This window comes from Bradyrhizobium sp. 137, from assembly GCF_023074095.1.
In the GTDB taxonomy this organism is placed as follows: domain Bacteria; phylum Pseudomonadota; class Alphaproteobacteria; order Rhizobiales; family Xanthobacteraceae; genus Bradyrhizobium.
Genome location: NZ_JADPKU010000061.1, coordinates 171464 through 192221, shown reverse-complemented (window position 1 = coordinate 192221; position 20758 = coordinate 171464). Strand labels below are relative to the sequence as shown.

At 64.2% G+C, this 20758-nt stretch carries 23 protein-coding genes and 1 riboswitch; of the genes, 12 read left to right on the top strand and 11 right to left on the bottom strand.

The genetic code is table 11. The annotated features are described in order from the left end of the window. Positions 1 to 311: 311 nt before the first annotated feature. Both IVA78_RS19080 and IVA78_RS19075 read right to left on the bottom strand, forming a co-directional pair. On the bottom strand, positions 312 to 947 hold the full coding sequence (locus IVA78_RS19080; RefSeq protein WP_247466995.1) for a hypothetical protein: 636 nt from the start codon (positions 945 to 947) through the stop codon (positions 312 to 314). Between the two features lie 171 nt (positions 948 to 1118). Continuing rightward, positions 1119 to 1982, bottom strand: a complete 864-nt coding sequence (locus tag IVA78_RS19075) for a DUF1194 domain-containing protein (protein ID WP_247466992.1) — start codon at positions 1980 to 1982, stop codon at positions 1119 to 1121. A gap of 327 nt (positions 1983 to 2309) precedes the next feature. Continuing rightward, a riboswitch (Fluoride riboswitch) is annotated at positions 2310 to 2387 on the top strand. 115 nt (positions 2388 to 2502) lie between these two features. Between IVA78_RS19075 and IVA78_RS19070 the strand changes: the two genes are divergently transcribed. From IVA78_RS19070 to clpS, 5 genes are read left to right on the top strand one after another with little or no spacing between them, the layout of a single operon-like run. Beyond that, positions 2503 to 3708, top strand: a complete 1206-nt coding sequence (locus tag IVA78_RS19070) for an MFS transporter (RefSeq protein WP_247466990.1) — start codon at positions 2503 to 2505, stop codon at positions 3706 to 3708. A 19-nt stretch (positions 3709 to 3727) separates the two neighbouring features. Next, positions 3728 to 4117: a fluoride efflux transporter CrcB gene (gene crcB / locus IVA78_RS19065; protein WP_247466987.1), complete on the top strand. Its 390-nt coding sequence runs from the start codon at positions 3728 to 3730 to the stop codon at positions 4115 to 4117. A 6-nt stretch (positions 4118 to 4123) separates the two neighbouring features. Further along, complete coding sequence (locus IVA78_RS19060; protein WP_247466984.1) at positions 4124 to 4552, top strand: CrcB family protein; 429 nt, start codon at positions 4124 to 4126, stop codon at positions 4550 to 4552. Positions 4553 to 4554: 2 nt separating this feature from the next. Continuing rightward, positions 4555 to 4896, top strand: a complete 342-nt coding sequence (locus tag IVA78_RS19055; protein WP_247415159.1) for a DUF190 domain-containing protein — start codon at positions 4555 to 4557, stop codon at positions 4894 to 4896. A 43-nt stretch (positions 4897 to 4939) separates the two neighbouring features. Then, positions 4940 to 5245, top strand: coding sequence for an ATP-dependent Clp protease adapter ClpS (gene clpS / locus IVA78_RS19050; RefSeq protein WP_247466980.1), 306 nt, complete (start codon positions 4940 to 4942; stop codon positions 5243 to 5245). Positions 5246 to 5248: 3 nt separating this feature from the next. Here the strand turns inward: clpS and IVA78_RS19045 are convergent, their stop codons facing one another. The 4 genes from IVA78_RS19045 to fabI form a co-directional block, all read right to left on the bottom strand. Further along, positions 5249 to 6439, bottom strand: coding sequence for an adenylate/guanylate cyclase domain-containing protein (locus tag IVA78_RS19045; protein ID WP_247466977.1), 1191 nt, complete (start codon positions 6437 to 6439; stop codon positions 5249 to 5251). Between the two features lie 112 nt (positions 6440 to 6551). Continuing rightward, positions 6552 to 7640, bottom strand: coding sequence for a chorismate synthase (aroC, locus tag IVA78_RS19040; protein ID WP_247466974.1), 1089 nt, complete (start codon positions 7638 to 7640; stop codon positions 6552 to 6554). A gap of 177 nt (positions 7641 to 7817) precedes the next feature. Beyond that, positions 7818 to 8417 carry a histidine phosphatase family protein gene (locus IVA78_RS19035; protein ID WP_247466971.1) on the bottom strand — a complete coding sequence of 200 codons (600 nt, stop codon included), beginning with the start codon at positions 8415 to 8417 and terminating at the stop codon, positions 7818 to 7820. A gap of 12 nt (positions 8418 to 8429) precedes the next feature. After that, positions 8430 to 9245: an enoyl-ACP reductase FabI gene (gene fabI / locus IVA78_RS19030; protein WP_247303219.1), complete on the bottom strand. Its 816-nt coding sequence runs from the start codon at positions 9243 to 9245 to the stop codon at positions 8430 to 8432. Between the two features lie 170 nt (positions 9246 to 9415). Between fabI and IVA78_RS19025 the strand changes: the two genes are divergently transcribed. Next, positions 9416 to 9904 (top strand): RNA polymerase sigma factor, encoded by a 489-nt coding sequence (locus tag IVA78_RS19025; protein ID WP_247466969.1) that lies wholly within the window; start codon positions 9416 to 9418, stop codon positions 9902 to 9904. A 103-nt stretch (positions 9905 to 10007) separates the two neighbouring features. Then, positions 10008 to 10778 carry an anti-sigma factor gene (locus tag IVA78_RS19020; RefSeq protein WP_247415171.1) on the top strand — a complete coding sequence of 257 codons (771 nt, stop codon included), beginning with the start codon at positions 10008 to 10010 and terminating at the stop codon, positions 10776 to 10778. Between the two features lie 378 nt (positions 10779 to 11156). Here the strand turns inward: IVA78_RS19020 and IVA78_RS19015 are convergent, their stop codons facing one another. Next, positions 11157 to 12119 (bottom strand): J domain-containing protein, encoded by a 963-nt coding sequence (locus IVA78_RS19015; RefSeq protein ID WP_247466966.1) that lies wholly within the window; start codon positions 12117 to 12119, stop codon positions 11157 to 11159. Between the two features lie 187 nt (positions 12120 to 12306). Continuing rightward, positions 12307 to 12714 carry an RT0821/Lpp0805 family surface protein gene (locus IVA78_RS19010; protein ID WP_247279177.1) on the bottom strand — a complete coding sequence of 136 codons (408 nt, stop codon included), beginning with the start codon at positions 12712 to 12714 and terminating at the stop codon, positions 12307 to 12309. Positions 12715 to 12827: 113 nt separating this feature from the next. On the opposite strand from IVA78_RS19010, the gene pdxH reads away from it, so the two are divergent. Together pdxH and IVA78_RS19000 are read left to right on the top strand one after the other, a co-directional pair. Continuing rightward, positions 12828 to 13469, top strand: a complete 642-nt coding sequence (gene pdxH, locus IVA78_RS19005) for a pyridoxamine 5'-phosphate oxidase (RefSeq protein ID WP_247279176.1) — start codon at positions 12828 to 12830, stop codon at positions 13467 to 13469. Between the two features lie 35 nt (positions 13470 to 13504). Then, on the top strand, positions 13505 to 14257 hold the full coding sequence (locus tag IVA78_RS19000; RefSeq protein ID WP_247415177.1) for an SDR family oxidoreductase: 753 nt from the start codon (positions 13505 to 13507) through the stop codon (positions 14255 to 14257). Positions 14258 to 14353: 96 nt separating this feature from the next. Here IVA78_RS19000 and IVA78_RS18995 read toward each other — a convergent pair whose 3' ends face one another. Together IVA78_RS18995 and IVA78_RS18990 are read right to left on the bottom strand one after the other, a co-directional pair. Continuing rightward, positions 14354 to 14572, bottom strand: coding sequence for a hypothetical protein (locus IVA78_RS18995; RefSeq protein WP_247279174.1), 219 nt, complete (start codon positions 14570 to 14572; stop codon positions 14354 to 14356). 265 nt (positions 14573 to 14837) lie between these two features. Next, complete coding sequence (locus IVA78_RS18990; RefSeq protein ID WP_247450140.1) at positions 14838 to 15815, bottom strand: magnesium transporter CorA family protein; 978 nt, start codon at positions 15813 to 15815, stop codon at positions 14838 to 14840. Between the two features lie 340 nt (positions 15816 to 16155). Between IVA78_RS18990 and IVA78_RS18985 the strand changes: the two genes are divergently transcribed. Next, complete coding sequence (locus IVA78_RS18985; RefSeq protein ID WP_247279172.1) at positions 16156 to 16842, top strand: L,D-transpeptidase; 687 nt, start codon at positions 16156 to 16158, stop codon at positions 16840 to 16842. Between the two features lie 35 nt (positions 16843 to 16877). Here IVA78_RS18985 and IVA78_RS18980 read toward each other — a convergent pair whose 3' ends face one another. Next, positions 16878 to 17960 carry an extensin family protein gene (locus IVA78_RS18980; protein WP_247466962.1) on the bottom strand — a complete coding sequence of 361 codons (1083 nt, stop codon included), beginning with the start codon at positions 17958 to 17960 and terminating at the stop codon, positions 16878 to 16880. Positions 17961 to 18025: 65 nt separating this feature from the next. Between IVA78_RS18980 and IVA78_RS18975 the strand changes: the two genes are divergently transcribed. Both IVA78_RS18975 and IVA78_RS18970 read left to right on the top strand, forming a co-directional pair. Next, positions 18026 to 19654: a fatty-acid--CoA ligase gene (locus IVA78_RS18975; RefSeq protein ID WP_247466959.1), complete on the top strand. Its 1629-nt coding sequence runs from the start codon at positions 18026 to 18028 to the stop codon at positions 19652 to 19654. A 204-nt stretch (positions 19655 to 19858) separates the two neighbouring features. Next, the gene (locus tag IVA78_RS18970; protein ID WP_247466957.1) at positions 19859 to 20713 is read left to right on the top strand and encodes a DUF1499 domain-containing protein; all 855 of its coding nucleotides are present in this window, start codon (positions 19859 to 19861) and stop codon (positions 20711 to 20713) included. Positions 20714 to 20758: the final 45 nt, after the last annotated feature.

Sequence of the window (20758 nt, the reverse complement as noted above, 5' to 3'; positions counted from 1 at the left end):
AGCGATCCGGCCGACGTCACGGCGCGGGGCTCCCGGAGAGTTGCACCTGATGTTCCCCGATCCCTTGCGCACCCCGCCTAACACCCATTCTTGCGGAGGTACCGGGCGTTCAGGCCGTGGTGCTCGGCGACTCACGCGCGTGGGGTAACGTGCATCCCTCCTCCGACTACGACGTCGGGCTATGCCGAGCTCGCGGCCGCACGTACGCACGTAACGAGCGGACCCACGTCGCGGGATGCCTCTACAGGATGAGGCGCAAGGGGGCTTGAGGGCGTTCGTGGAGCGGCCACCGAAATGGTGAGAGGCAGCTTTCAGGCGGTCTTGTCGACCGAAGACGAGGAGTCCGCCGGCGGATATTTCGTCACCGGCACCATGAAAGATTTTGTGCCGACCTGATAGATGACCTTGCCATTCTGTCCGTCGTCGGTTGCGATCTGCGCCTGCCCGAACATGATGACGTTCTTGTAGACGGTGCCGGTGCCCTGGCGGGTGACGCCGTCGGTGGTGACGCTGACCTGGGCTTCCTTGCCGTTGACCGAGAGCACCTTGAAGCTCGCGCTCTTGCCGTTATCGCTGGAATAGCCGCCCCAGCTTCCCATGAGGCGGCTGTCGGAAGCCGGCGGTTCCTGCTTCTCGAGATTGGCGGTCTGCTTGCCAGCGCCGCCCGCCGAGAACAACAGCACCATGCTCTTACCGTCCTTGGTGCCCACCGTGACCCCGCCAAAGGTGATCAGCGAGCCATTGACCTCGGCAAAGCCCCGCTCGGTATGCCCGTTATGGGTGTACTCGACCTGCGCCCGGGCACCGCGGATGTTCACGACCTTGAAGCCGACGGGCTGGTTGTTGCCGACCCAATTGCCCTTCCATTCACCGAGCAACTTGCTCTGGTGAAAGACCCGCTCATTGGCGGGCGAAATCTGGCTGCTGCTCGACGTGACGATGGCCATGGTCTGCTCGGTGGACGGGTTCGACGAACCCGCTCTCGATCGCGCCCGACAGCAGGGTCAAAACAGCAATCGGGAACGAACTGAAACAATCGGATTAGGGCCATGTGCCGGTTAACGAGCGGTTAAATTCAACCGTCGGGTGGGATGAGGCGAAAGGTCCCAATCGCGCTATTAGCGGCCCCAGCGGTCCGACCAGATCTTCTCGCCGATCATGCAATTGACGCGCGGCTCCTTGTCCGCAACCCGCATCACGGGGCGCTCCGGCCTGCGGCCGGCGACCTCCATCAGCAGCTTGGTGCGGATCGCTTCCTTGAACTTGTCGCGGTCCTTGATCGTGATGACGAAAGAGCCGGGACCGCCGATGACGCAGTCCTCGTAGTAGAAGTCGAGATTGTCGATATCCATGGTCGAATAGGATGGCTCCTTGACCATGATCGGCAGACCGTTGATGACGATGCCCTTCTCCAGCGCGGCATCGCGCGCCACCGTGACCGGGCCGCCATTGTTGTTGGGGCCGTCGCCGGAAATGTCGATCACGCGACGCAAACCCCGGTAGGGATCCTCGTCGAACAGCGGCATCGCGAACGTGATCGCGCCGGAGATCGAGGTGCGCGAGGCGCGCCGGATCGGCGTCTTCATGATCTCGGCGGCGACCGCATCCGCGGTCTCGGGGCCGTCGACCAGCCGCCAGGGGATGATGATCTTCTGGTCGCTGGAAGCGGCCCACTCGAAATAGGTCACGGCGATGCGGCCGTTCGGACCGAGCTTCAGTGCCTGGAGGAATTCCTTCGACTGGATTGCCTGCGCGTAGCCTTCGCGCTGGATCGCGAGCTCGTCCATGTCCATGGAGTAGGACACGTCGACGGCGAGGATCAGTTCGACGTCGACCGCCTGCGCATCCTTGTCGGCAACCGGCCGCTGCGCCTGGGTCTCGGGCAGCTCGAATTTTGGTCCTGGCGCCGCGATGCCCGCGACGTCCCCTCCGGCAAGCACGCCGGTCACCAGTACAGCCCCGATCGAGAACAGCAAGCGCATCGCACCAGTCTCCCGTCGTATGACGCGATGGTGACATGCAATCGCCTTGCCGCAAAGTGCGAAGATCGCTTGCGCTTCACATTCGAGTTAGGATCGGCCCAACGCAAAGCTGCCGCGCTGTTGCCGCGCTCGCGCCGCCGGAACACCAGCGATCACATACGCACCGCATTCCGGGGCGCCTCGCAGAGCCGAGCCCGGAATGTCGAGATTCCGGGGTCTCGCTCGCGAGCCTTGGTTCGCGAGCCTTGGAATGACAGGTGTAATGATGTGGTGTGTGGGGGCACTTCCCCGCCCACTTGTCCGGCGCAATTTCCATGCTAGGCTGGACGCACAGATGGGGATGGAGTCCCCCGACAACCGCCCGGCGGTCGATGATCGTAGTGGGCTGATGACTCCTGCTTGAGGTGGGGCAATCTTTAGGCCTCCGCCTTTGGTGGGAGCATGGACCAACCCGCCGATGGCGGGTTTTTTGTTGTCTGGTGACGAAGGCCATCAAGCCAGGGCAGGAGAAGGCGAAGACGTGACGACGACGACACCGAATGCCGCGCGCGCCTCACTGCCCAGGGGAATCTGGGTGCTCGGCTTCGTCTCGATGCTGATGGACATCTCCTCCGAGATGATCCATGCGCTGCTGCCGGTCTATCTCGTCACCGTGCTCGGCGCCTCCACGCTCACGGTCGGTTTCATCGAGGGCATTGCCGAGGCGACCGCCTCGATCACGAAAATCTTCTCCGGCGCCCTGTCGGACTGGCTCGGTCGGCGCAAGCTGCTCGCCGCGCTCGGCTATGGGCTAGCCGCCTTCACCAAACCGCTGTTTCCGCTCGCGTCGAGCGTCGGGTGGCTGGTGGCGGCGCGCTTCATCGATCGCGTCGGCAAGGGCATTCGCGGCGCGCCGCGCGATGCCCTGATCGCCGACATCGCTCCCATCGGCCTGCGCGGCGCGAGCTTTGGCCTGCGACAATCGCTCGACACGATCGGTGCCTTCGTCGGGCCGCTCGCGGCCATCGGCCTGATGTGGTGGACGGCGGACAATTTTACGATCGTGTTCTGGGTTGCGGTGCTGCCGGCCTTCCTGTCCTTTGGACTGATCGCACTTGTCGTGCACGAGCCGGCGGATCCGAGCCGGGAGCCTGCGAAGAACCCGCTCAATCTTGCCGCAATGCGGCAGCTCGGATCGGTCTACTGGCGCGTCGTCGCGGTCGGCATCGTCTTCACGCTCGCGCGCTTCAGCGAGGCCTTCCTGATCCTGCGCGCACAGAACATCGGGCTCAATGCGATGTGGGTGCCGGCGGTGCTGGTGCTGATGAACGTCGCTTATGCGCTTTCGGCCTATCCGGCCGGCGTGCTGTCGGACCGGATCAACCGGACCGGCCTGCTCGCGCTCGGCCTGGTCCTCCTTGCCGGCGCCGACCTCGCGCTGGCACTGCTCCCGAGCCTTGCAGGCCTCGCGCTCGGCGTCGTGCTGTGGGGGCTGCATATGGGATTGACGCAAGGCCTGCTCTCGGCCCTCGTCGCCGACGCCGCGCCGCCGAGCTTGCGCGGCACCGCGTTCGGCTATTTCAACCTGTTCACGGGTCTGGCCCTGCTGGCCGCGAGCGTGATCGCCGGCGCGTTGTGGGATGCCTATGGTCCGGCAGGCACGTTTCTGGCAGGGCTCGGCTTTGCGCTGATCTCGCTCATAGGACTGCTTGCCGTCGGCAACGGTCTGGCAACGGAGCAAATCTGATGACGAGGAGCTTTTCGTCGTGCTGAGTGGAGTGCTTGCGATCATGATCGGGAGCGTGCTCGGCGGCTGCGCGCGCTATTTCGTGTCCGGCGCGATCGCGCGGCGGCTGGGCGAGACGTTTCCTTGGGGTACCATGACGATCAACGTCACCGGCGCCTTCCTGATCGGCATTTTTGGCGCGCTCGCGGCCCATCCCGGCTCGGTGTTCGCCACGCCCAACCCTTGGCTGTTCGCGGTGACCGGCTTTCTCGGCTGCTACACCACAGTGTCCTCGTTCAGCCTGCAAACCCTGACGCTGGCGCGGAGCGGCGAGCCAATGCACGCACTCGGCAATGTCGTGTTCTCGGTCGGGCTGTGCCTCGCCGCCGTTAGTTGCGGCTTTCTCCTTGCGGACAGTCTTGGAGGATAGCAACACATGACCGTCCCCTCCTCCGCCGATCGCTGGCGTAGCGCGATACTCTACGCCTGGGTTGCCGCCGGCAGCATCGTCGGCGGACTGACCCGCTATCTGGTCGGTCTCGCGCTCGACATCGGGCCGGGCTTTCCCTTCGCCACGCTGTTCATCAATGCGACGGGCTCCCTGATCATCGGCTTCTACGCGACGCTGACCGGCCCCGATGGCCGCATGCTGGCGCGGCCCGAGCACCGACAGTTCGTCATGACCGGGTTCTGCGGCGGCTACACCACTTTCTCGGCGTTCAGCCTGGAGACCTTCCGCTTGGCCCACGGCGGCATGAAATACACGGCACTTGCCTATGTCGCGGCGTCCGTCGTCTGCTGGCTGGTGTCGGCATGGCTCGGGCATATGATGGCGAGCCGCACCAACCGCTTGACAAGGAGCTGACCATGCAAGTCCCCGCTCAGGCAGTTTCGCTCCGGATCTTCATCGGCGAGAGCGACCATTTCGACGGCAAGCCGCTCTATGAAGCGATCGTGATGACGGCGCGCGAGCGGCACCTCGCCGGCGCCACCGTGCTGCGCGGTCCGATGGGCTTCGGCAAATCGAGCCGGCTGCACACGTCGAAGATCCTGCGACTTTCCGAAGACCTGCCGCTGCTGATCGAGATCGTCGACAGCGAGGACAACATCAACGCATTCCTGCCCATCCTCGATGGCATGATGTCGAGCGGCCTGATCACCTTGGAGAAGGTGCAGGTCCTGCAATATGGTGCGAAGGTCGCGAGCTGATCGCTCCAGCAGGAACCCGAGCCCGCCGAGTCCGGGAGGCGGAATGAACGACACCGTTACCACACCGAAAACCAGGACGAAGACCAAGGTCGAGCGACCACGGCTGCACAAGGTCATCCTGATCAACGATGACTACACGCCGCGCGAATTCGTCACGATGGTGCTCAAGGCCGAATTCCGCATGACCGAGGATCAGGCCTACAAGGTGATGATCACCGCCCACAAGCTGGGCGCCTGCGTCGTCGCAGTGTTCACCAGGGACGTCGCCGAGACCAAGGCGAAGCGCGCCACCGATGCCGGACGCGCCAAGGGCTATCCGCTGCTGTTCACGACGGAGCCGGAGGAATAAGGCTCAGCTCACCAGCGCATGCGTTTCTTCTGCCAACCCGTACACGCGCTGCGCCTTTGAAAATCCTGCGATCGGAAATTCGCCGAGCTCGTGCCAGTCGTGGCGGCAGACATTGGCAAAACCCTCCGAGGCGACGACGGTCCGCCCCAGCCGGCCCGTGATCTTCTCAAGCCGGGCCGCGAGATTGACGGCGGGGCCAATGCAGGTGAAGTCCAGCCGGTTGCCGCCGCCGATATTGCCGTAGAGGATGTTGCCGACGTGCAGCGCGACGCCGAAACGGAAGCGCTCGACGGCGTCGCCGACCGGAAACGCGAGCGACTCCACGCTGGCGCGCGCTTCGCGCGCGGCCTCCAGCACGCGCGCGCAGACATGGGCAGCGTCGCCGACATATTCATCGATCGGAAACACCGCGAGCAGGCCGTCGCCCATGAATTTCAGCACCTCGCCGCCATGGCCCCGGATCGCGGTGACCTGGCAGTCGAAATAATGGTTGAGGATCGCGACCACCGTCTCGGCCGGCAGCCGGTCCGACAGCGCGGTGAAGCCGCGCAGGTCCGACAGCCAGATCACCGCCTGCATGATGTCGGTGTGGCCACGGCGAATCTGGCCTCCGAGAATGCGCGCGCCGGCGCGGTTGCCGACATAGGTGTCGAGCAGCATCTCGGCGGTGCGCCGCAGGCTGATGATCTCGCTGACGCGCGCCAGCGGCGCTATGATGGTTCGGATCGCCGCGATGTCGTCGTCGCTGAAGCCGCCGGGATGCTGCGTGATCCAGCTCGTCGCGTGGATGGAGCCATCGAGAAACGGCACCGGCACCGCGATGTAGTCGGTCGCGCCTTCGGCACGCATGTCGTCGAGGAACGGAAATCGCTTGCTGTCGGGATCGCTCGCCCGTCCCCTGACCTCCAGCCCCTGCTCGAAGACGATGCGGAGCGGGCTGCGGGCGAATTCTGGCGTGTCCAGAATATCGAAATCGACGCTGCCGATTTCGACCTCCTCGCCCTGCCGCCATATGAAGTTGCGACCGAAGATTTCCGGATGCAGCGTGCGGATGAAGATACCGAAGCGCCACAGCGGCAGACCGGCCGCGACCAGACGTTCGCAGAAATCGGCGATCATCTCGGCCGGCTCTTGCGACGACCAAGCACCGTCGATCAGCCAGTTGGTAATGCGCTGGAGCTCGGAGCTGTTCATGTCCGCATTTGCGGACGAAGTTGTGGGCCCGTCAAGCTGCGCGGAGAGCTAGTGCTGCGACACCAACGCCGGCGGCGGCGTTCACCTCTACCCGTCGGGGAGAGGTAAAAAACTAGCGTCCCACCTGCCCGCGATCGCGCAAAAAGTGATCGGCCAGCACGCAGGCCATCATGGCCTCACCGACGGGCACGGCACGGATGCCGACGCAAGGGTCGTGGCGGCCCTTCGTGAAGATCTCGGTATCAGCGCCCTTGCGATCGACCGTGAGACGCGGCTGGAGGATCGACGAGGTCGGCTTCACCGCGAAGCGCACCACCACCGGCTGTCCGGTGGAAATGCCGCCCAGAACGCCGCCGGCATGGTTGGAGAGAAAGCGCGTGCCGTCGTTGCCGGTGCGCATCTCGTCGGCGTTCTCCTCGCCGGTCAATTCGGCCGCGCCAAAGCCGGCGCCGATCTCGACGCCCTTCACGGCGTTGATGGTCATCATCGCGGCCGCCAGATCGGAGTCGAGCTTGGCATAGATGGGCGCGCCAAGGCCCGCCGGCACGCCTTCGGCGACAACCTCGATCACCGCGCCGATCGAGGAGCCGCTCTTGCGGATGCCGTCAAGATAGGTCTCGAAAAAGGCGGCCTTGTCCTTGTCGGGACAGAAGAACGGATTTTTCCCGATCTCGTCCCAGTCCCATTTGGTGCGGTCGATCTTGTGCGGGCCCATCTGCACCAGCGCGCCGCGCACCTTGACGTCGGGCAGCACTCTTCGCGCGATCGCACCGGCGGCAACGCGCGTCGCGGTCTCGCGCGCCGAGGAGCGCCCGCCGCCGCGATAGTCGCGCAGGCCGTACTTCGCCTCATAGGTGAAGTCGGCATGACCGGGCCGAAACTTGTCCTTGATCTCGGAATAGTCCTTCGAGCGCTGGTCGGTGTTCTCGATCAGGAGCCCGATCGGGGTGCCCGTCGTCACCTGCACGCCGGTCTCCGGATGCGCCATCACGCCGGACAGGATTTTCACCTGGTCCGGCTCCTGGCGCTGGGTGGTGAAGCGCGACTGGCCCGGCCGGCGGCGGTCGAGGTCGCCCTGGATGTCGCTCTCGCTGAGCGGGATCATGGGGGGACAGCCGTCGACCACGCAGCCGATCGCCACCCCGTGGCTCTCGCCGAAGGTGGTGACACGGAACATGTGGCCGAAGGTGTTGAAGGACATGCTTGGCTGTCGCCTGTGCTTAGTTTTTATATAAACGTTGTATGTCAACGTCGTAGCCCCGAGGGCCACGGCATTCAACCCTAGTTCCGTTATTCCGGGGCAATGCAGAGCATCGAACCCGGAATCTCGAGATTCCGGGTTCGCCCTTCGGGCGCCCCGGAATGACGAAAATCTCGCCTAACTGAACTTCTCCAGCCGGCCGTCGCGGAACACGTAGACGGCGCCCTGCTGGATATAGAGATCGGCCGCGCTGGCGGGGGTCTCGATGCCCAAAGCCACCATCAGGGCCCGGCAGGTGCCGCCATGAGCGACCGCGACGGTATCGACCAGAAGCGACTCGTACCAATCGAGGACGCGCAGCTGTACGGCCGCATAGGTCTCGCCGTCAGCGGGCGCGACCGTCCATTTGTCGGCGAGGCGCCTTGCATAGACATCGGGATCGGAGGCCTCGCTTTCGGCCAGTGTCAGCCCCTCCCACGTGCCGTAGCCAATCTCCCGCAGGCGGTCGTCGAGCGAGTAATCGGTGAGCGGCAATTCAAGCTTGCGGCGGACCAGTTCCATGGTCTGGCGCGCACGCCCGAGCGGGCTCGAGACGTAGGGCAGCGCCGACTTGTCCTTGCCGTCGCGCCTGAACAGATCGGCCAGAACGTCAGCCGCGTGCACGGCCTGGCTGCGGCCACGTGCGTTCAGCGGGACGTCCTGGGTGCCCTGAAGCCGCCCGAGCGCGTTCCACTCGGTCTCGCCGTGGCGAAGAAAGTAGATCGTAGGCACGGGCATTGCCGCTGAAAGTTAGTCCTTGCCACCCAGCGAGATATCAGGCGCGTCCGGGCGCTTCATGCCGAGCACGTGATAGCCGGAATCGACGTGGTGAACCTCGCCGGTCACGCCGCGCGATAAGTCGGAGAGGAAATACAGCGCGCTGCCACCGACGTCTTCGGTCGAAACGTTGCGCCGCATCGGTGCGTTGTACTCGTTCCACTTCAGGATATAGCGGAAATCGCCGATGCCGGACGCGGCGAGCGTCTTGATGGGACCTGCCGAGATCGCGTTGACGCGGATGTTCTTCTCGCCGAGATCGGCGGCGAGATAGCGCACGCTGGCTTCCAGCGCGGCCTTGGCCACGCCCATGACGTTGTAATGCGGCATCCATTTCTCGGCACCGTAATAGCTGAGCGTGATGAGCGAGCCGCCGTCCGTCATCAGCTTCTCGGCGCGCTGCGCCACCGCGGTGAATGAGTAGCAGGAGATCAGCATCGACTTCGAAAAATTCTCCTGCGTGGTGTCGACATAGCGGCCGTCGAGCTGCTCGCCATAGGCGATCGCGTGCACCAGGAAGTCGATCTTGCCCCATTTCTCCTTCAGCACCGCGAAGGCGGCGTCGATGGTGGCAGCGTCGGTGACGTCGCAATGGCCGAGCACGAGACCGCCGACCTCCGCGGCGAGCGGCTCGACGCGCTTCTTCAGCGCATCGCCCTGATAGGTGAAGGCGAGCTCGGCACCGGCCGCGCGGCATGCCTTGGCGATGCCCCAGGCGATCGAGCGATTGTTGGCAACGCCGAGGATCACGCCCCGTTTGCCCTGCATCAGACCTGAATTCTGCGCCATTTCTCAACGTCCCATCGAGCGGGTTAAGGTCTGGAGGTACACCAGCCCTCCTTCGCGGTACAGTCCTAATACACGGCGTTTACGCTGTTTCGAGCGCCGGAATAGCCGTTTCATTCGGGTGTTATGATCGTTGAGGCGCTCGCGCCGGACACCGGGACGTGAAAACCGCAATGAATGCGTTTCGCCAGAGTGTGGAAGCCATGATCCCGGCGTTGCGCCGCTATGCCCGCGCGCTCACGCGCGACGGGGATGCGGCCGACGATCTGGTGCAGGATACGTTGGTGCGCGCGCTGCGCTCCGAGCGCTTGTTCCTCGGAGGCGACGTCAGGAGCTGGCTCTACACGATCCTGACCAACCTCAACAAGAACCGGCGGCGCTCACTGGCGAGGCGTCCGCAATTGATGCCGCTGACGGACAACAACCCGGACGCCAGCGGGACCGAGGCCGAAGGGCGCGATATCGAGAAGGCGCTGGCCACCCTCGTCGAGGAGCAGCGTTCGGTGCTGCTGCTGGTGATGCTGGAGGGCATGAGCTATCGCGAGGTCGCCGACATCCAGGGCGTGCCGATCGGCACCGTGATGTCGCGCCTGGCGCGCGCCCGCGCCCACGTCAAAGCCTCGCTGAACGGCGAGCGCCCGGCGCTCAGGCGGGTGAAATGATGGCAGAGTTGATGCATCGCGTGTTGTCCGCCCACATGCCGATGGAGCGAGCGACTTTGAGCCACGAAGAACATTTTGGGCCCCAGAGCCAGAGACAACCGATATGAACGATCGCAAGATCCCGGTGACCGAAGACGAGCTGCACGCCTATGTCGACGGCGAGCTGCCGGCCGAACGTCGCGCCGATGTCGAGGCCTGGCTTGCCGCCAACCCTGACGAGGCCGAGCGTGTGCAGTCGTGGCGCGCCATGGCCGAGATGCTGCACGCCCGCTACGATTCCGTCGCCCACGAGCCGGTGCCGGCACGGCTGGAGCTTGAGCGGCTGGAGCGCCGCCCCCGGCAATGGCTCTATGGCGCCGCCGCGGCTGTGCTGGTTGCCTTCGTTGCCGGCGGCATGGCCGGGTGGGTGGCGCATGGCGCCGCCAACGCGCCCTCGACTTTCCAGAGCTTCACGGCCGACGCGCTCGACGCCCACCGCCTCTACGTCGTCGAGGTCCGCCACCCTGTCGAGGTCGGCGGCAACGAGCGTGACCACCTCCAGGCTTGGCTGACACGGCGCTGCGGCTGGACTGTGTTCGCTCCGAACCTGGAGGCGAGCGGGCTGAAGCTCGTCGGCGGCCGGCTCTTGCCGGGCCCGAACGGTCCGGCGTCGTTCCTGATGTATGAAGGCGCCTCGGGCGAGCGGTACACGATCTACGCCGCCAAGACCGAGAACGGCGCGACGCAGATGCGCTATGCCAAGACGGATAAGGACGGTGCGCTGTTCTGGGCCGAACGTGGGGTTGGCTACGTCGTCAGCGGCGGTACCGACCGTGACCGGCTGACCAAGGTGGCCCAGGCCGTGTACGACCAAGCCGAGAAGAACGGCAGGTAGACAACCCGAGCAAACGGGTGCCTCGATTCCGTCATTGAAAATTTGGAATCACGACATCGGCGCGTCTCATTATCGCACCGGATGATCACGCGAAAATGCGCAGCGTTCGATCCGCCGATCGACGCGGGCGGCCTCGATTGGGGTTTTTGGTACCGCGCTGGTCCCCCTCTCGAGGCCGCACCTTTTTGTCGGCTGCCCCGCCGGACAGCTGACACGTCTCAAACATCTGCGTCGAAGCGCGACTACGCTTCAGGCGTCTGTTGAGCATCATCCTTTCGGGAAGAGAATGCTCCGATCGTCGAGGCGGGCTCGGATAGCGCCCTGTCGTTCGCGCATGACCTTTTCAGAAAACCGCTGCGCCGTTTTCCGGATCATGCGTTAGCCGAGTCCGCTCCGTGGATTGTAGGGGTGTTGGTCTCGCCACTTTTCCATCAATGCTTCAAGCTCAGCGTCGTTCCCGTCCGGTAGCATAATCCTGATTGTCACCAAGAGATCCCCGGTTCCACCCGCCTTCGGCAGTCCTTTGCCCTTGAGGCGGAAGGTCCGGCCGCTGGAGGTGTTTTTCGGCACCGAGAGCTCCACGGCGTTGCCGAGCGTGGGCACGCGGACCTTGGCGCCGAGCACCGCCTCGTACAGCGTGACCGGCAGATCGATGCGCAAGTCGGCGCCTTCGACCTTGAAGTAGGGGTGGGGCGCGATGTTGATGGTGATCAGGAGATCGCCGGGCGGATGGCCTTGCGCGCTTTCGCCCTGCCCCCGCAGCCGGATCTGCTGGCCTTCGGTGACGCCAGCCGGAATCTTGACATTAAGCTCCTTGCCCGTGGGCAGCCGGACGCGCTTCTCGCCGCCCTTGACCGCCTCTTCCAGCGAGACGGACATGGCAACGTTCACGTCGAGATCGAGCCCGATCCCGCCGGTGTCGAAGTCGAACTGGGCGGCCCCAGCCCCAGGGCGCGCGCCACGCATCCCGCCGCCGAACATGCTGTTGAGGATATCCTCGAACGCACCGCCGCCCGGGGCGCCACCCGGACCGCCGCTCCGGAATGTATAGCTCTCGAAACCGCCGGGCCCTGCGCGGCCGCGCGGCCCGCCGCCACCCGGAAAGCCCTGGAAGCGCGGCTTGCCCTCGGCGTCGATCTCGCCGCGGTCGAACTGCTTGCGCTTGTCCTCGTCGCCCAGAATCTCGTTGGCCGAATTGATCTCGGCGAAGCGCTCGGCAGCCTTCGGGTCACCCTTGTTGCTGTCGGGATGATGCTTCTTGGCAAGCTTGCGATAGGCGCTCTTGATGGCGGCAGCGTTGGCGCTCCGCGGCACCCCCAAGACCTCATAGGGGTCGCGCATCCGTCACGTCTCCTTCAAGAAATCAAATTGTTCAAAGGGCTCCCTGCCCCATCTGGCAGTCATGTGGGGAGAGAGTGGCATTTTTGCAACTAGGGGCGTGTGCCGACCCTAGATGATTCGAGCATGATCTTAGCGGAAGACCGGTTCCCACATTTCGCGAGCGCGGCCCTTCGGGTCCCGATCATGCTCAGCTCCGCCACGGCTTTAGCGTATGAATCTCCCAACGGCCACGGCTGCTTTGGCAGCCGGCGCCCTGGAGCCAGCTTTCGGTATTGCCGTTGACATAGCTCGCCAGAAAGTCGCGGCACTTGCGGCCGTCTTCGGCGGCATAGGATTGCGCGATCGGGGTGACCGAGCCGCGCGCGCCGGTCTCCGGGTTCTCCCAGTGCTGGCTCGAATCCTTGTCGCCCTTGCTGAGGACGTCCGAGGCGGCGTTGCGGGCGAAGGCGAGATCAGTCTCGGTCGGCGGGGCGTCCTTCGCTGGCCGCGCGATCGATCCAGTCAGGTCGCTGTCGTCGGCCTTGGCATAGGCGCTGCTGTCGTTGCGCGAAAAGCTGCAGCCGCCGGCACCAAGGCCGATCAGAAGCAGCGTCATGACGAAGCCGGACGGTCGGATCGTCGATAGGCCAACGCGTCGCCATGCCCTATATAGGGCGGTAGCGGACAACAGCGCGTTTTGGGCCGCGGGACGCAACTCGGACTCCAGACATGACCGACACGACCTCGATGAAACACCAGACACCCTTAACATCCGGTGATTTCACCACCGCCGACGAGCCATTTGCGTTGTTCGAGGCCTGGCTGAACGAGGCGATCAAGAGCGAGCCGAACGATCCGAACGCGATGGCGCTCGCGACCGTGGACGCGGACGGGCTTCCGGATGTGCGCATGGTGTTGATGAAGGGCTTCGATACCGAGGGTTTCGTCTTCTACAGCCATATCGCAAGCCAGAAGGGCCGCGAACTCGCCGCAAATCCTAAGGCAGCGTTACTTTTCCACTGGAAGTCGCTGCGCCGTCAGGTCCGCATCCGCGGCAACGTGACGCCGGTGACCGACGCCGAGGCCGATGCCTATTTCGCCACCCGCCCCAAGCAGGCGCAGATCGGCGCCTGGGCGAGCAAGCAGTCCGAGCCGCTGGAGAGCCGCTTCGCGTTCGAACAGGCCATCGCAAAAGTCGCGGCCAAATACGTCATCGGCGAGGTGCCGCGGCCGCCGGGCTGGAGCGGCTGGCGCATCGCGCCGATGCGGATCGAGTTTTGGCACGACCGCCCATTCCGGCTGCACGACCGCATCGAATTTCGCCGTGACGCAGCCGGCCGACCGTGGTCCAAGATGCGGATGTATCCTTGAGCCTTGTCTTCAGCTTTCCGACCTGAAAGATGTCCATGCCGCATTCATCCAATGTGCCGCGTCGTACGCTGCTCCTGACCGGAGCCAGCCGCGGCATCGGTCACGCCACCGTGATCCGGTTCTCCTCGGCCGGCTGGCGCGTCATCACCTGCTCACGGCATCCTTTCCCGGAAGACTGCCCGTGGGACGCAGGCCCCGAGGACCACATCCAAGTCGACCTCGGCGATCCCGAGGATACCGCGCGCGCGATCACCGAGATCCGGCGCCGGCTCGAGGGCGGCACGCTGCATGCGCTGGTCAACAACGCCGCGATCTCGCCGAAGGGCCCGGGTGGCGCGCGGCTCGGCTCGGTCGACACCGACCTCGATACCTGGACGCACGTCTTCAACGTCAACTTTTTCGCGCCGATCATGATGGCGCGTGGACTGATCGAAGAGCTGAAGGCGGCAAAGGGATCAGTCGTCAACGTCACCTCGATCGCGGGCTCGCGCGTCCATCCTTTCGCCGGCGCCGCCTACGCGACGTCCAAGGCCGCGCTCGCGTCTCTGACGCGCGAGATGGCTTCCGACTTCGGCCGCATCGGCGTGCGCGTCAACGCGATCGCGCCGGGTGAGATCGACACCTCGATTCTGTCACCCGGCACCGAGAAGATCGTCGAGCAGCAGATCCCGATGCACCGGCTCGGCACCCCTGACGAGGTTGCCAAGATCATCTACGTGCTGTGCACGGAGACCAGTTCCTACGTCAACGGCGCCGAGATCCACATCAACGGCGGCCAGCACGTGTGATTGCTTTTGCCAATGATTGGGCTGTTAGCTGCTTAGGGAAGCAAGGCGATCCAGACAACGCCGCCGCAAGACCTGGATCGCCCTTCCTTCCGTTCCTCAATCGAGTCGAATCCGACGCGACCTCTCGCGCGGCCGCGGAGCGGCCGCGTTGAATGCTGTCGAGCAGTCGTCGTCGTTCTCGCCGTCGAGCAGCGGAGCACCACAGTGCCGGCACATGCGTGCCGACAACGACGGCGCCTTGCCGCTCGTCACGACCTGTCGATAGTTCGCCAGATCGATGACGTTGCGGGGCGTCGTTATGTGTTTTTCAACCATGGCTGTTCCTCGCGGCTAACACGCTGCTTATCGCAGACAAGTTTCGCGCAAACGTTCAGCCCACCGCTCAAATTTTACCGGAGGAATTGGGGCACAGAGCACAGGTCACCGCACCGCCTCAATCCCGCTCTATTCTGCGACACGATCGACCATGTCTGTGCGACTGGCGTAAGGTCTCAGTAGGGATCTTTGCTTGAGCATGATCTATTCGGAAAACCGCCGCACAGTTTGCGCTAACGCGGCCCTCCGGGTCCGGATCATGCTCCTACAGCCACTTCTTCCACTTGAAGATCCAGTACGGGACGATCGCCGCGATCAACATCATCACCAGCGCCATCGGATAGCCGTGGACCCATTCGAGTTCCGGCATGATCTTGAAATTCATGCCGTAGATCGAGGCGATCAGCGTCGGCGGCATCAGGACGACGGCCATGACCGAGAACAGCTTGATGATGTTGTTCTGCTCGAGATTGACGACGCCGAGCATGGCGTCGAGCACGAAAGTGATCTTGTTGGAGAGATAGGATGCGTGATCGGTCAGCGAGGCCACGTCGCGCTGCATGGTCTTGAGCTGCTCGCGCATGTCCTTCGACCATTTCACGCCTTCGACCACTGCGGACAAGAAGGTCACGACGCGGCCGATCGACACCAGGCTCTCGCGAACCTTCGAGGTCAGATCGCCCTTGCGGCCGATCGAGATCAGGATCTGGGAATATCGCTTGGCCTGGCCGTGGCGCTCGCTCTCGGGCTCGAAGATGTCGTGCGAGACCTGGTCGATCTCGGCGCCGCAGCGCTCCAGAATGTCGGCGCAGCGGTCGATCACCGCGTCCAGGAGCTCCATCAGCACCATCTCGCCGGTGATCGCCGGCGTGCAGGAGCGGGCGAGTTTGGCCTCGACCAGGGCGAACGGCTTCGGCAAGTCATAGCGCACCGTCACCAGGCGGTGGTCGCCGAGAATGAAGGTCACTGCCGTGGTCCGGGGCATGTCGGTATCGGAGTGGCACATCAGCGTCGCAGTCATGTAGCGCGCGCCGTTCTCGATATAGAGCCGGCTGGAGATCTCGATCTCCTGCATGTCTTCGCGGGTCGGGATCGCGATGCCCGCCAGCCGCTCCACCGCCTTGTCCTCGGCCGCACTCGGGTTGACGAGGTCGATCCAGACCGCGCTCTCCGGCAGCGCAGTGAGATCCTCGATGACGGCCTTCTTGAGGGAGGCCTCGGAGGGAACAAACACCGAAAACATGACAACTCCAGAGAACCTGCGACAGAATGACAGCCACGCCCTTAGCGCGATTCTGACAAGTTCATGATGACAGCCGGATTAACGGAGCGTTGGTATGTGTGGCGGGGCTCCGGCTCAACTGTGGCACGGAATCGACAGTCCGGCGCCCTTTGCCGCAAAACCCACACAGGACCGTAAAACTTGCGGCAGAAAAGCCACAGCTTGGCTCTTGCAGCGCGGGATAACGGCTTCTGTGCTGGAATTGTGGCAGATTTCAACCATAATGGGATTAGCGGAGTCGAGGAATTTGGGCGCCAAACTCAGGCCTTCCGCACGGTATTGTTTTGATTGGAACCAAACCATGTCGTCGCTAAAAGTTAAATTTGGGATTTTGGCCGTTGGCCTGATGCTGTCGGGCTGCATGCAGGCCACGCATTTCGAGGCGACGGACACGAAGGCCTTCAAACCGAAGGACAAGGAACTCCTCGCCAAGGTCAAATACGAGAACACCCCCGTCGCAGAGCCGTTCCGCCGCGCCATCGTCGAGTATCACCGTAAGGAATCGCCGGGCTCGATCGTGGTCGATTCCGACAATCACTACCTCTACTACGTGCTGGAGGGCGGCAAGGCGATCCGGTACGGCATCACCGTCGGTGAAGAAGCCATGGCTTGGTCGGGCATCGCCAAGGTCGGCAGCATGACCGAGTGGCCGGCCTGGCATCCGACCCCCGGCGAGATTTCGCGCCTGGGCGTGCCGACCTATGTCGCGCCGGGTCCTGACAATCCGATGGGCTCCCGCGCCATGTACCTCTATTCGGGCGGCAAGGACACGCTGTTCCGCATCCACGGCACCAACCAGCCGGAATATATCGGCGCCTCGATCTCGTCGGGCTGCATCCGCCTGACCAATGAGGATGCGATCGATCTCTACAACCGCGTCAAGGTCGGCACCATCGTCGTGGTCCTCGAGCCGAAGCATGGCGACTCGCCGTATAATTCGCGGCTGGCGCTCGGCAGCAGCCAAACTGGCCAGGCTGGCAGCTACTGATCGGCTTCGATCTCTGACATTCAAAAGCGCCGGTTTCACCGGCGTTTTTTTGTTGCCGGCTTGTGCGACCGGGCTTTGTTGCCAGCAGCCGTCGGTTTGTCCGCGGGCGCACCGGGTTTCTCCGCCCCGTCGCCCGCGTCCTCGTTCGCTTCGGGCTTGGCCGCGACCTCGCGCGGCGGCGCCTCCTCGGGACGTTCCGCCGGCAGCAGCGGGGCGACCTGCGGCAAGGGATCCCAGACGTTCCACTGGCAGATCCGATAGTCATTGCGCCGCTGCGCCAAATCGAGATGGATGTGGTCCTCGTGGTACCAGTCCGAGCCCGGGCCGAGCACGGTGGAAAAGCGCGCGCATACGGACTGCAGCACGCGCTCGCGCACCTCGCGCGACATGGTCCGGTCGGTGAGGCCGATCGACTGCCCGTTGGCGAGCTTGATCGCGCGGACGTCGAGCGCATTGGCCTTGCCGTGCTCGGACAGCATCGCGCCGACGACGCGGTTACGGCCGCGGCACTCGAAGCTGTCGAAATTGTCGAGGTCGCTGATGGCAGAGCCGAGGCTCGCGGCGAGCGGCGCCATGTCCTTGCGCACCCAATCGGCGACCGCCGACGCCATGGTGCAACGGAGGATCGCCGCCGGTTTGACCGCCACCTTCCGCTTGTCCGGCAGCACGATGGCCTCCAACCGCACCAGATCCTCGCCGCCGCAGGCGCCGGGGCCGCGGATATCCGGAATGGAGGGCGCGACCGCGATCTCCTCGGTCAGCGCTAGCCGGCAGGCCGAGACCTGCTTCTCGGGCGGCGGCGCAGCTTCGGCCGGCTTGTCGGCGCTTGGCTTGTCGGCAGAGGCCTTGTCTTCCGGCTCCGACGCCCCCTCGTCCGCTGCCTTGGGGGCCTCCTCAGGGCGGGGTCGCGGCAATGGAATCTTGGCGGGACGAGCGGCTGCGCGCGGCCGTGGCGTACCAAGGCCGAAGATATCCAGCGGCGCAGGATATTTCCGCGCCTCCGCCCTCTCGGCGAGCACAAGCGACAGCCCGATCGCAGCGGTAACCATTGCTGCGCCGGCGGACATATAGCCGCGACAAGACCATTTGCGGCGAAAGTCCGGCAGGCTAAAACTCATGACAATTCTTTGGCCCAACGCTGAGAGCGATAACGCGCCCAGCGACTTCTCGGAGGAACGTCAGAATGCTCGGTTTGATGCAAGATTGGCCCCTGCTCTGCCACCGGATCATCGAACACGCTGCCAGGATTCATGGCAAGCAAGAGGTGGTGACGCGCTCGGTCGAAGGACCGATCCATCGCACCAACTACGCCCAAATCCACAAGCGCGCGCTCAAGGTCTCGCAGATGCTGGAGCGCGACGGCATCAAGCTCGGTGACCGCGTCGCCACGATCGCCTGGAACACCTGGCGCCATCTCGAGGTGTGGTACGGCATCATGGGAATCGGCGCCATCTGCCATACCGTCAATCCTCGCCTTTTCCCCGAGCAGATCGCCTGGATCATCAACCATGCGCAGGACCGCATCGTGGTGACCGACATCACCTTCGTTCCGATCCTGGAGAAGATCGGCGACAAACTTCCGAGCGTGGAACACTACGTCGTGCTCACCGACAAAGCGCATATGCCGGAAACCACGCTGAAGAATGTGGTCGCCTACGAGGACTGGATTGCGCAGGCCGACGGCAAATTCAAATGGAAGGACTTTGACGAGAACACGGCAGCCGCAATGTGCTACACGTCGGGCACGACGGGCGACCCGAAGGGTGTGCTGTATTCGCATCGCTCCAACGTGCTGCACGCGCTGATGGCCAACAATGTCGACGCGCTCGGCACCAGCGCGTCCGAGACGATGCTGCCGGTGGTGCCGCTGTTCCACGCCAACAGCTGGGGCATCGCCTTCTCCGCGCCCTCGCAGGGCACCAAGCTGGTGATGCCCGGCGCCAAGCTCGACGGTGCCTCCGTCTACGAACTGCTCTCGACCGAGAAGGTGACGCACACGGCGGGCGTGCCCACTGTGTGGCTGATGCTGCTCCAGCACATGAGCGCCAACAACCTGAAGCTGCCGGACCTGAAGATGGTGATCTGCGGCGGCTCGGCGATGCCGCGCTCGATGATCAAGGCCTTCCTCGACATGGGCTCGAACGTCCGCCACGCCTGGGGCATGACCGAGATGAGCCCGATCGGCAGCGTCGCGGCGCTGAAGCCGCCGTTCCAGAACGCGACCGGCGAGGCGCGGCTCGACGTGCTCCAGATGCAGGGCTACGCGCCATTTGGGGTGCAGATGAAGATCACCGACGATGCCGGCAAGGAACTGCCCTGGGACGCCAAGACCTTCGGCCGCCTCAAGGTCGCCGGCCCGGCCGTTGCCAAGGCCTATTACCGGGTCGACGCCAACATCCTCGACGAGGACGGCTTCTTCGACACCGGCGACGTCTCGACCATCGACGAGGACGGCTACATGCGCATCACCGACCGCTCTAAGGACGTGATCAAGTCCGGCGGCGAGTGGATCTCCTCGATCGAACTCGAAAACCTCGCGGTCGGCCATCCGGCCGTGGCCGAAGCCGCAGTGATCGGCGTGTTCCACCCGAAATGGGACGAGCGGCCGCTCCTGATCGTGCAGCTCAAGCAGGGCCAGCAGGCCACGCGCGAGGACATCCTGAAGTTCATGGACGGCAAGATCGCCAAATGGTGGATGCCCGACGACGTCGCCTTCGTCGACGGCATCCCGCATACCGCGACGGGCAAGATCCTCAAGACGGCGTTGCGCGACCAATTCAAGGATTACCGCTTCCCGAACGCGGCGGCGTAGGACATCACGCGCGTCGGTCCGGGCGGCTCAAGGAGCCGACCCGGAATCTGGAGATTCCGGGTTCGATGCTCCGCATCGCCCCGGAATGACGGGCCGTAACAGTCCGGTCTCCCTTGAATTTGCCCCCGGGCCATGGTCTCAACGGCGCATCGTCGCGCCAGATCCGGCCGGCATCGCCTTCAAAACCCCGGCAGAGCTCATCCGATGGCCCGCAGGTTTTCAGCTCCCTATCAGTCGGAGCCCGTGTCCAGCCTCGCAAGCTGGGCGCGTAATCTGGCCGTGTTCGCGGTGGTGGCGGTGTTGGTCTCGATCATCATCGTCCGCTTCGACTTCCTGGAGATGAAGCCCGCGCTGATGGCCTTCTTCGGCGGGCTCGCGATGGCCGTCCTCTCGATCCTGTTCGGGCTCGCCGGCTTTGCCGCGATCTGGCAGAACGGCTCGCGCGGCATGGCGCGCATCCTGCTCGCTTTCCTGATCGACGGCGCGATCCTCGGTTATCCGGCCTATCTCGGCCTGCAATACCGCAAGCTGCCGGCGATCCACGACATCACCACCAACCCAATCGACCCGCCGCGCTTCGACGCGCTGGCGCCCGTACGCACCGGCGATGGCACCAACACCGCGGTCTATGCCGGCCTCTATTCGGCCGAGCAGCAGCGCCAGTTTTATCCCGACATCGAGCCGATCGAGCTGGAGATCCCGGTGGACCGCGCCTATGCGATCGCGCGTCAGCTCGTCAATAAGCGCAAATGGCTCGTCATCGACGAGCGCGCGCCCCAGCCGCCGCGCCGTATCGGCCGCATCGAGGCAGTCGCGCGCACGCCGATCATGGGGTTCCGCGAGGACGTCTCGATACGGGTCGTGCCTGATGGCGATGATTCGCGTGTCGATATCCGCTCCGCCTCGCGTTATTTCGAGAGCGACCTTGGCAGTAACGCTGCCCGCGTCAAGAAATTCATTGATGATCTCAACACCGCCGCCGATGCCGATGCGCTCAAGCCGGTGAAGAAGACCCCGGTCGCGCCGCCAAAGGCGCCGGCGAAGACGGTGAAGAAGTGACGCGCTAGCGTCATCCCGGCGCGCCGGAAAGCGACGAACCCGGGA

Coding starts and splice junctions, on each gene's coding strand:
- IVA78_RS19080 (WP_247466995.1), bottom strand. CDS start 947: ATGGCCATCGTCACGTCGAGCAGCAGCCAGATTTCGCCCGCCAATGAG.
- IVA78_RS19075 (WP_247466992.1), bottom strand. CDS start 1,982: ATGCGCTTGCTGTTCTCGATCGGGGCTGTACTGGTGACCGGCGTGCTT.
- IVA78_RS19060 (WP_247466984.1), top strand. CDS start 4,124: ATGACCGTCCCCTCCTCCGCCGATCGCTGGCGTAGCGCGATACTCTAC.
- IVA78_RS19055 (WP_247415159.1), top strand. CDS start 4,555: ATGCAAGTCCCCGCTCAGGCAGTTTCGCTCCGGATCTTCATCGGCGAG.
- clpS (WP_247466980.1), top strand. CDS start 4,940: ATGAACGACACCGTTACCACACCGAAAACCAGGACGAAGACCAAGGTC.
- IVA78_RS19045 (WP_247466977.1), bottom strand. CDS start 6,439: ATGAACAGCTCCGAGCTCCAGCGCATTACCAACTGGCTGATCGACGGT.
- aroC (WP_247466974.1), bottom strand. CDS start 7,640: ATGTCCTTCAACACCTTCGGCCACATGTTCCGTGTCACCACCTTCGGC.
- IVA78_RS19035 (WP_247466971.1), bottom strand. CDS start 8,417: ATGCCCGTGCCTACGATCTACTTTCTTCGCCACGGCGAGACCGAGTGG.
- fabI (WP_247303219.1), bottom strand. CDS start 9,245: ATGGCGCAGAATTCAGGTCTGATGCAGGGCAAACGGGGCGTGATCCTC.
- IVA78_RS19025 (WP_247466969.1), top strand. CDS start 9,416: ATGAATGCGTTTCGCCAGAGTGTGGAAGCCATGATCCCGGCGTTGCGC.
- IVA78_RS19020 (WP_247415171.1), top strand. CDS start 10,008: ATGAACGATCGCAAGATCCCGGTGACCGAAGACGAGCTGCACGCCTAT.
- IVA78_RS19015 (WP_247466966.1), bottom strand. CDS start 12,119: ATGCGCGACCCCTATGAGGTCTTGGGGGTGCCGCGGAGCGCCAACGCT.
- IVA78_RS19010 (WP_247279177.1), bottom strand. CDS start 12,714: ATGACGCTGCTTCTGATCGGCCTTGGTGCCGGCGGCTGCAGCTTTTCG.
- pdxH (WP_247279176.1), top strand. CDS start 12,828: ATGACCGACACGACCTCGATGAAACACCAGACACCCTTAACATCCGGT.
- IVA78_RS19000 (WP_247415177.1), top strand. CDS start 13,505: ATGCCGCATTCATCCAATGTGCCGCGTCGTACGCTGCTCCTGACCGGA.
- IVA78_RS18995 (WP_247279174.1), bottom strand. CDS start 14,572: ATGGTTGAAAAACACATAACGACGCCCCGCAACGTCATCGATCTGGCG.
- IVA78_RS18990 (WP_247450140.1), bottom strand. CDS start 15,815: ATGTTTTCGGTGTTTGTTCCCTCCGAGGCCTCCCTCAAGAAGGCCGTC.
- IVA78_RS18985 (WP_247279172.1), top strand. CDS start 16,156: ATGTCGTCGCTAAAAGTTAAATTTGGGATTTTGGCCGTTGGCCTGATG.
- IVA78_RS18980 (WP_247466962.1), bottom strand. CDS start 17,960: ATGAGTTTTAGCCTGCCGGACTTTCGCCGCAAATGGTCTTGTCGCGGC.
- IVA78_RS18975 (WP_247466959.1), top strand. CDS start 18,026: ATGCTCGGTTTGATGCAAGATTGGCCCCTGCTCTGCCACCGGATCATC.
- IVA78_RS18970 (WP_247466957.1), top strand. CDS start 19,859: ATGGCCCGCAGGTTTTCAGCTCCCTATCAGTCGGAGCCCGTGTCCAGC.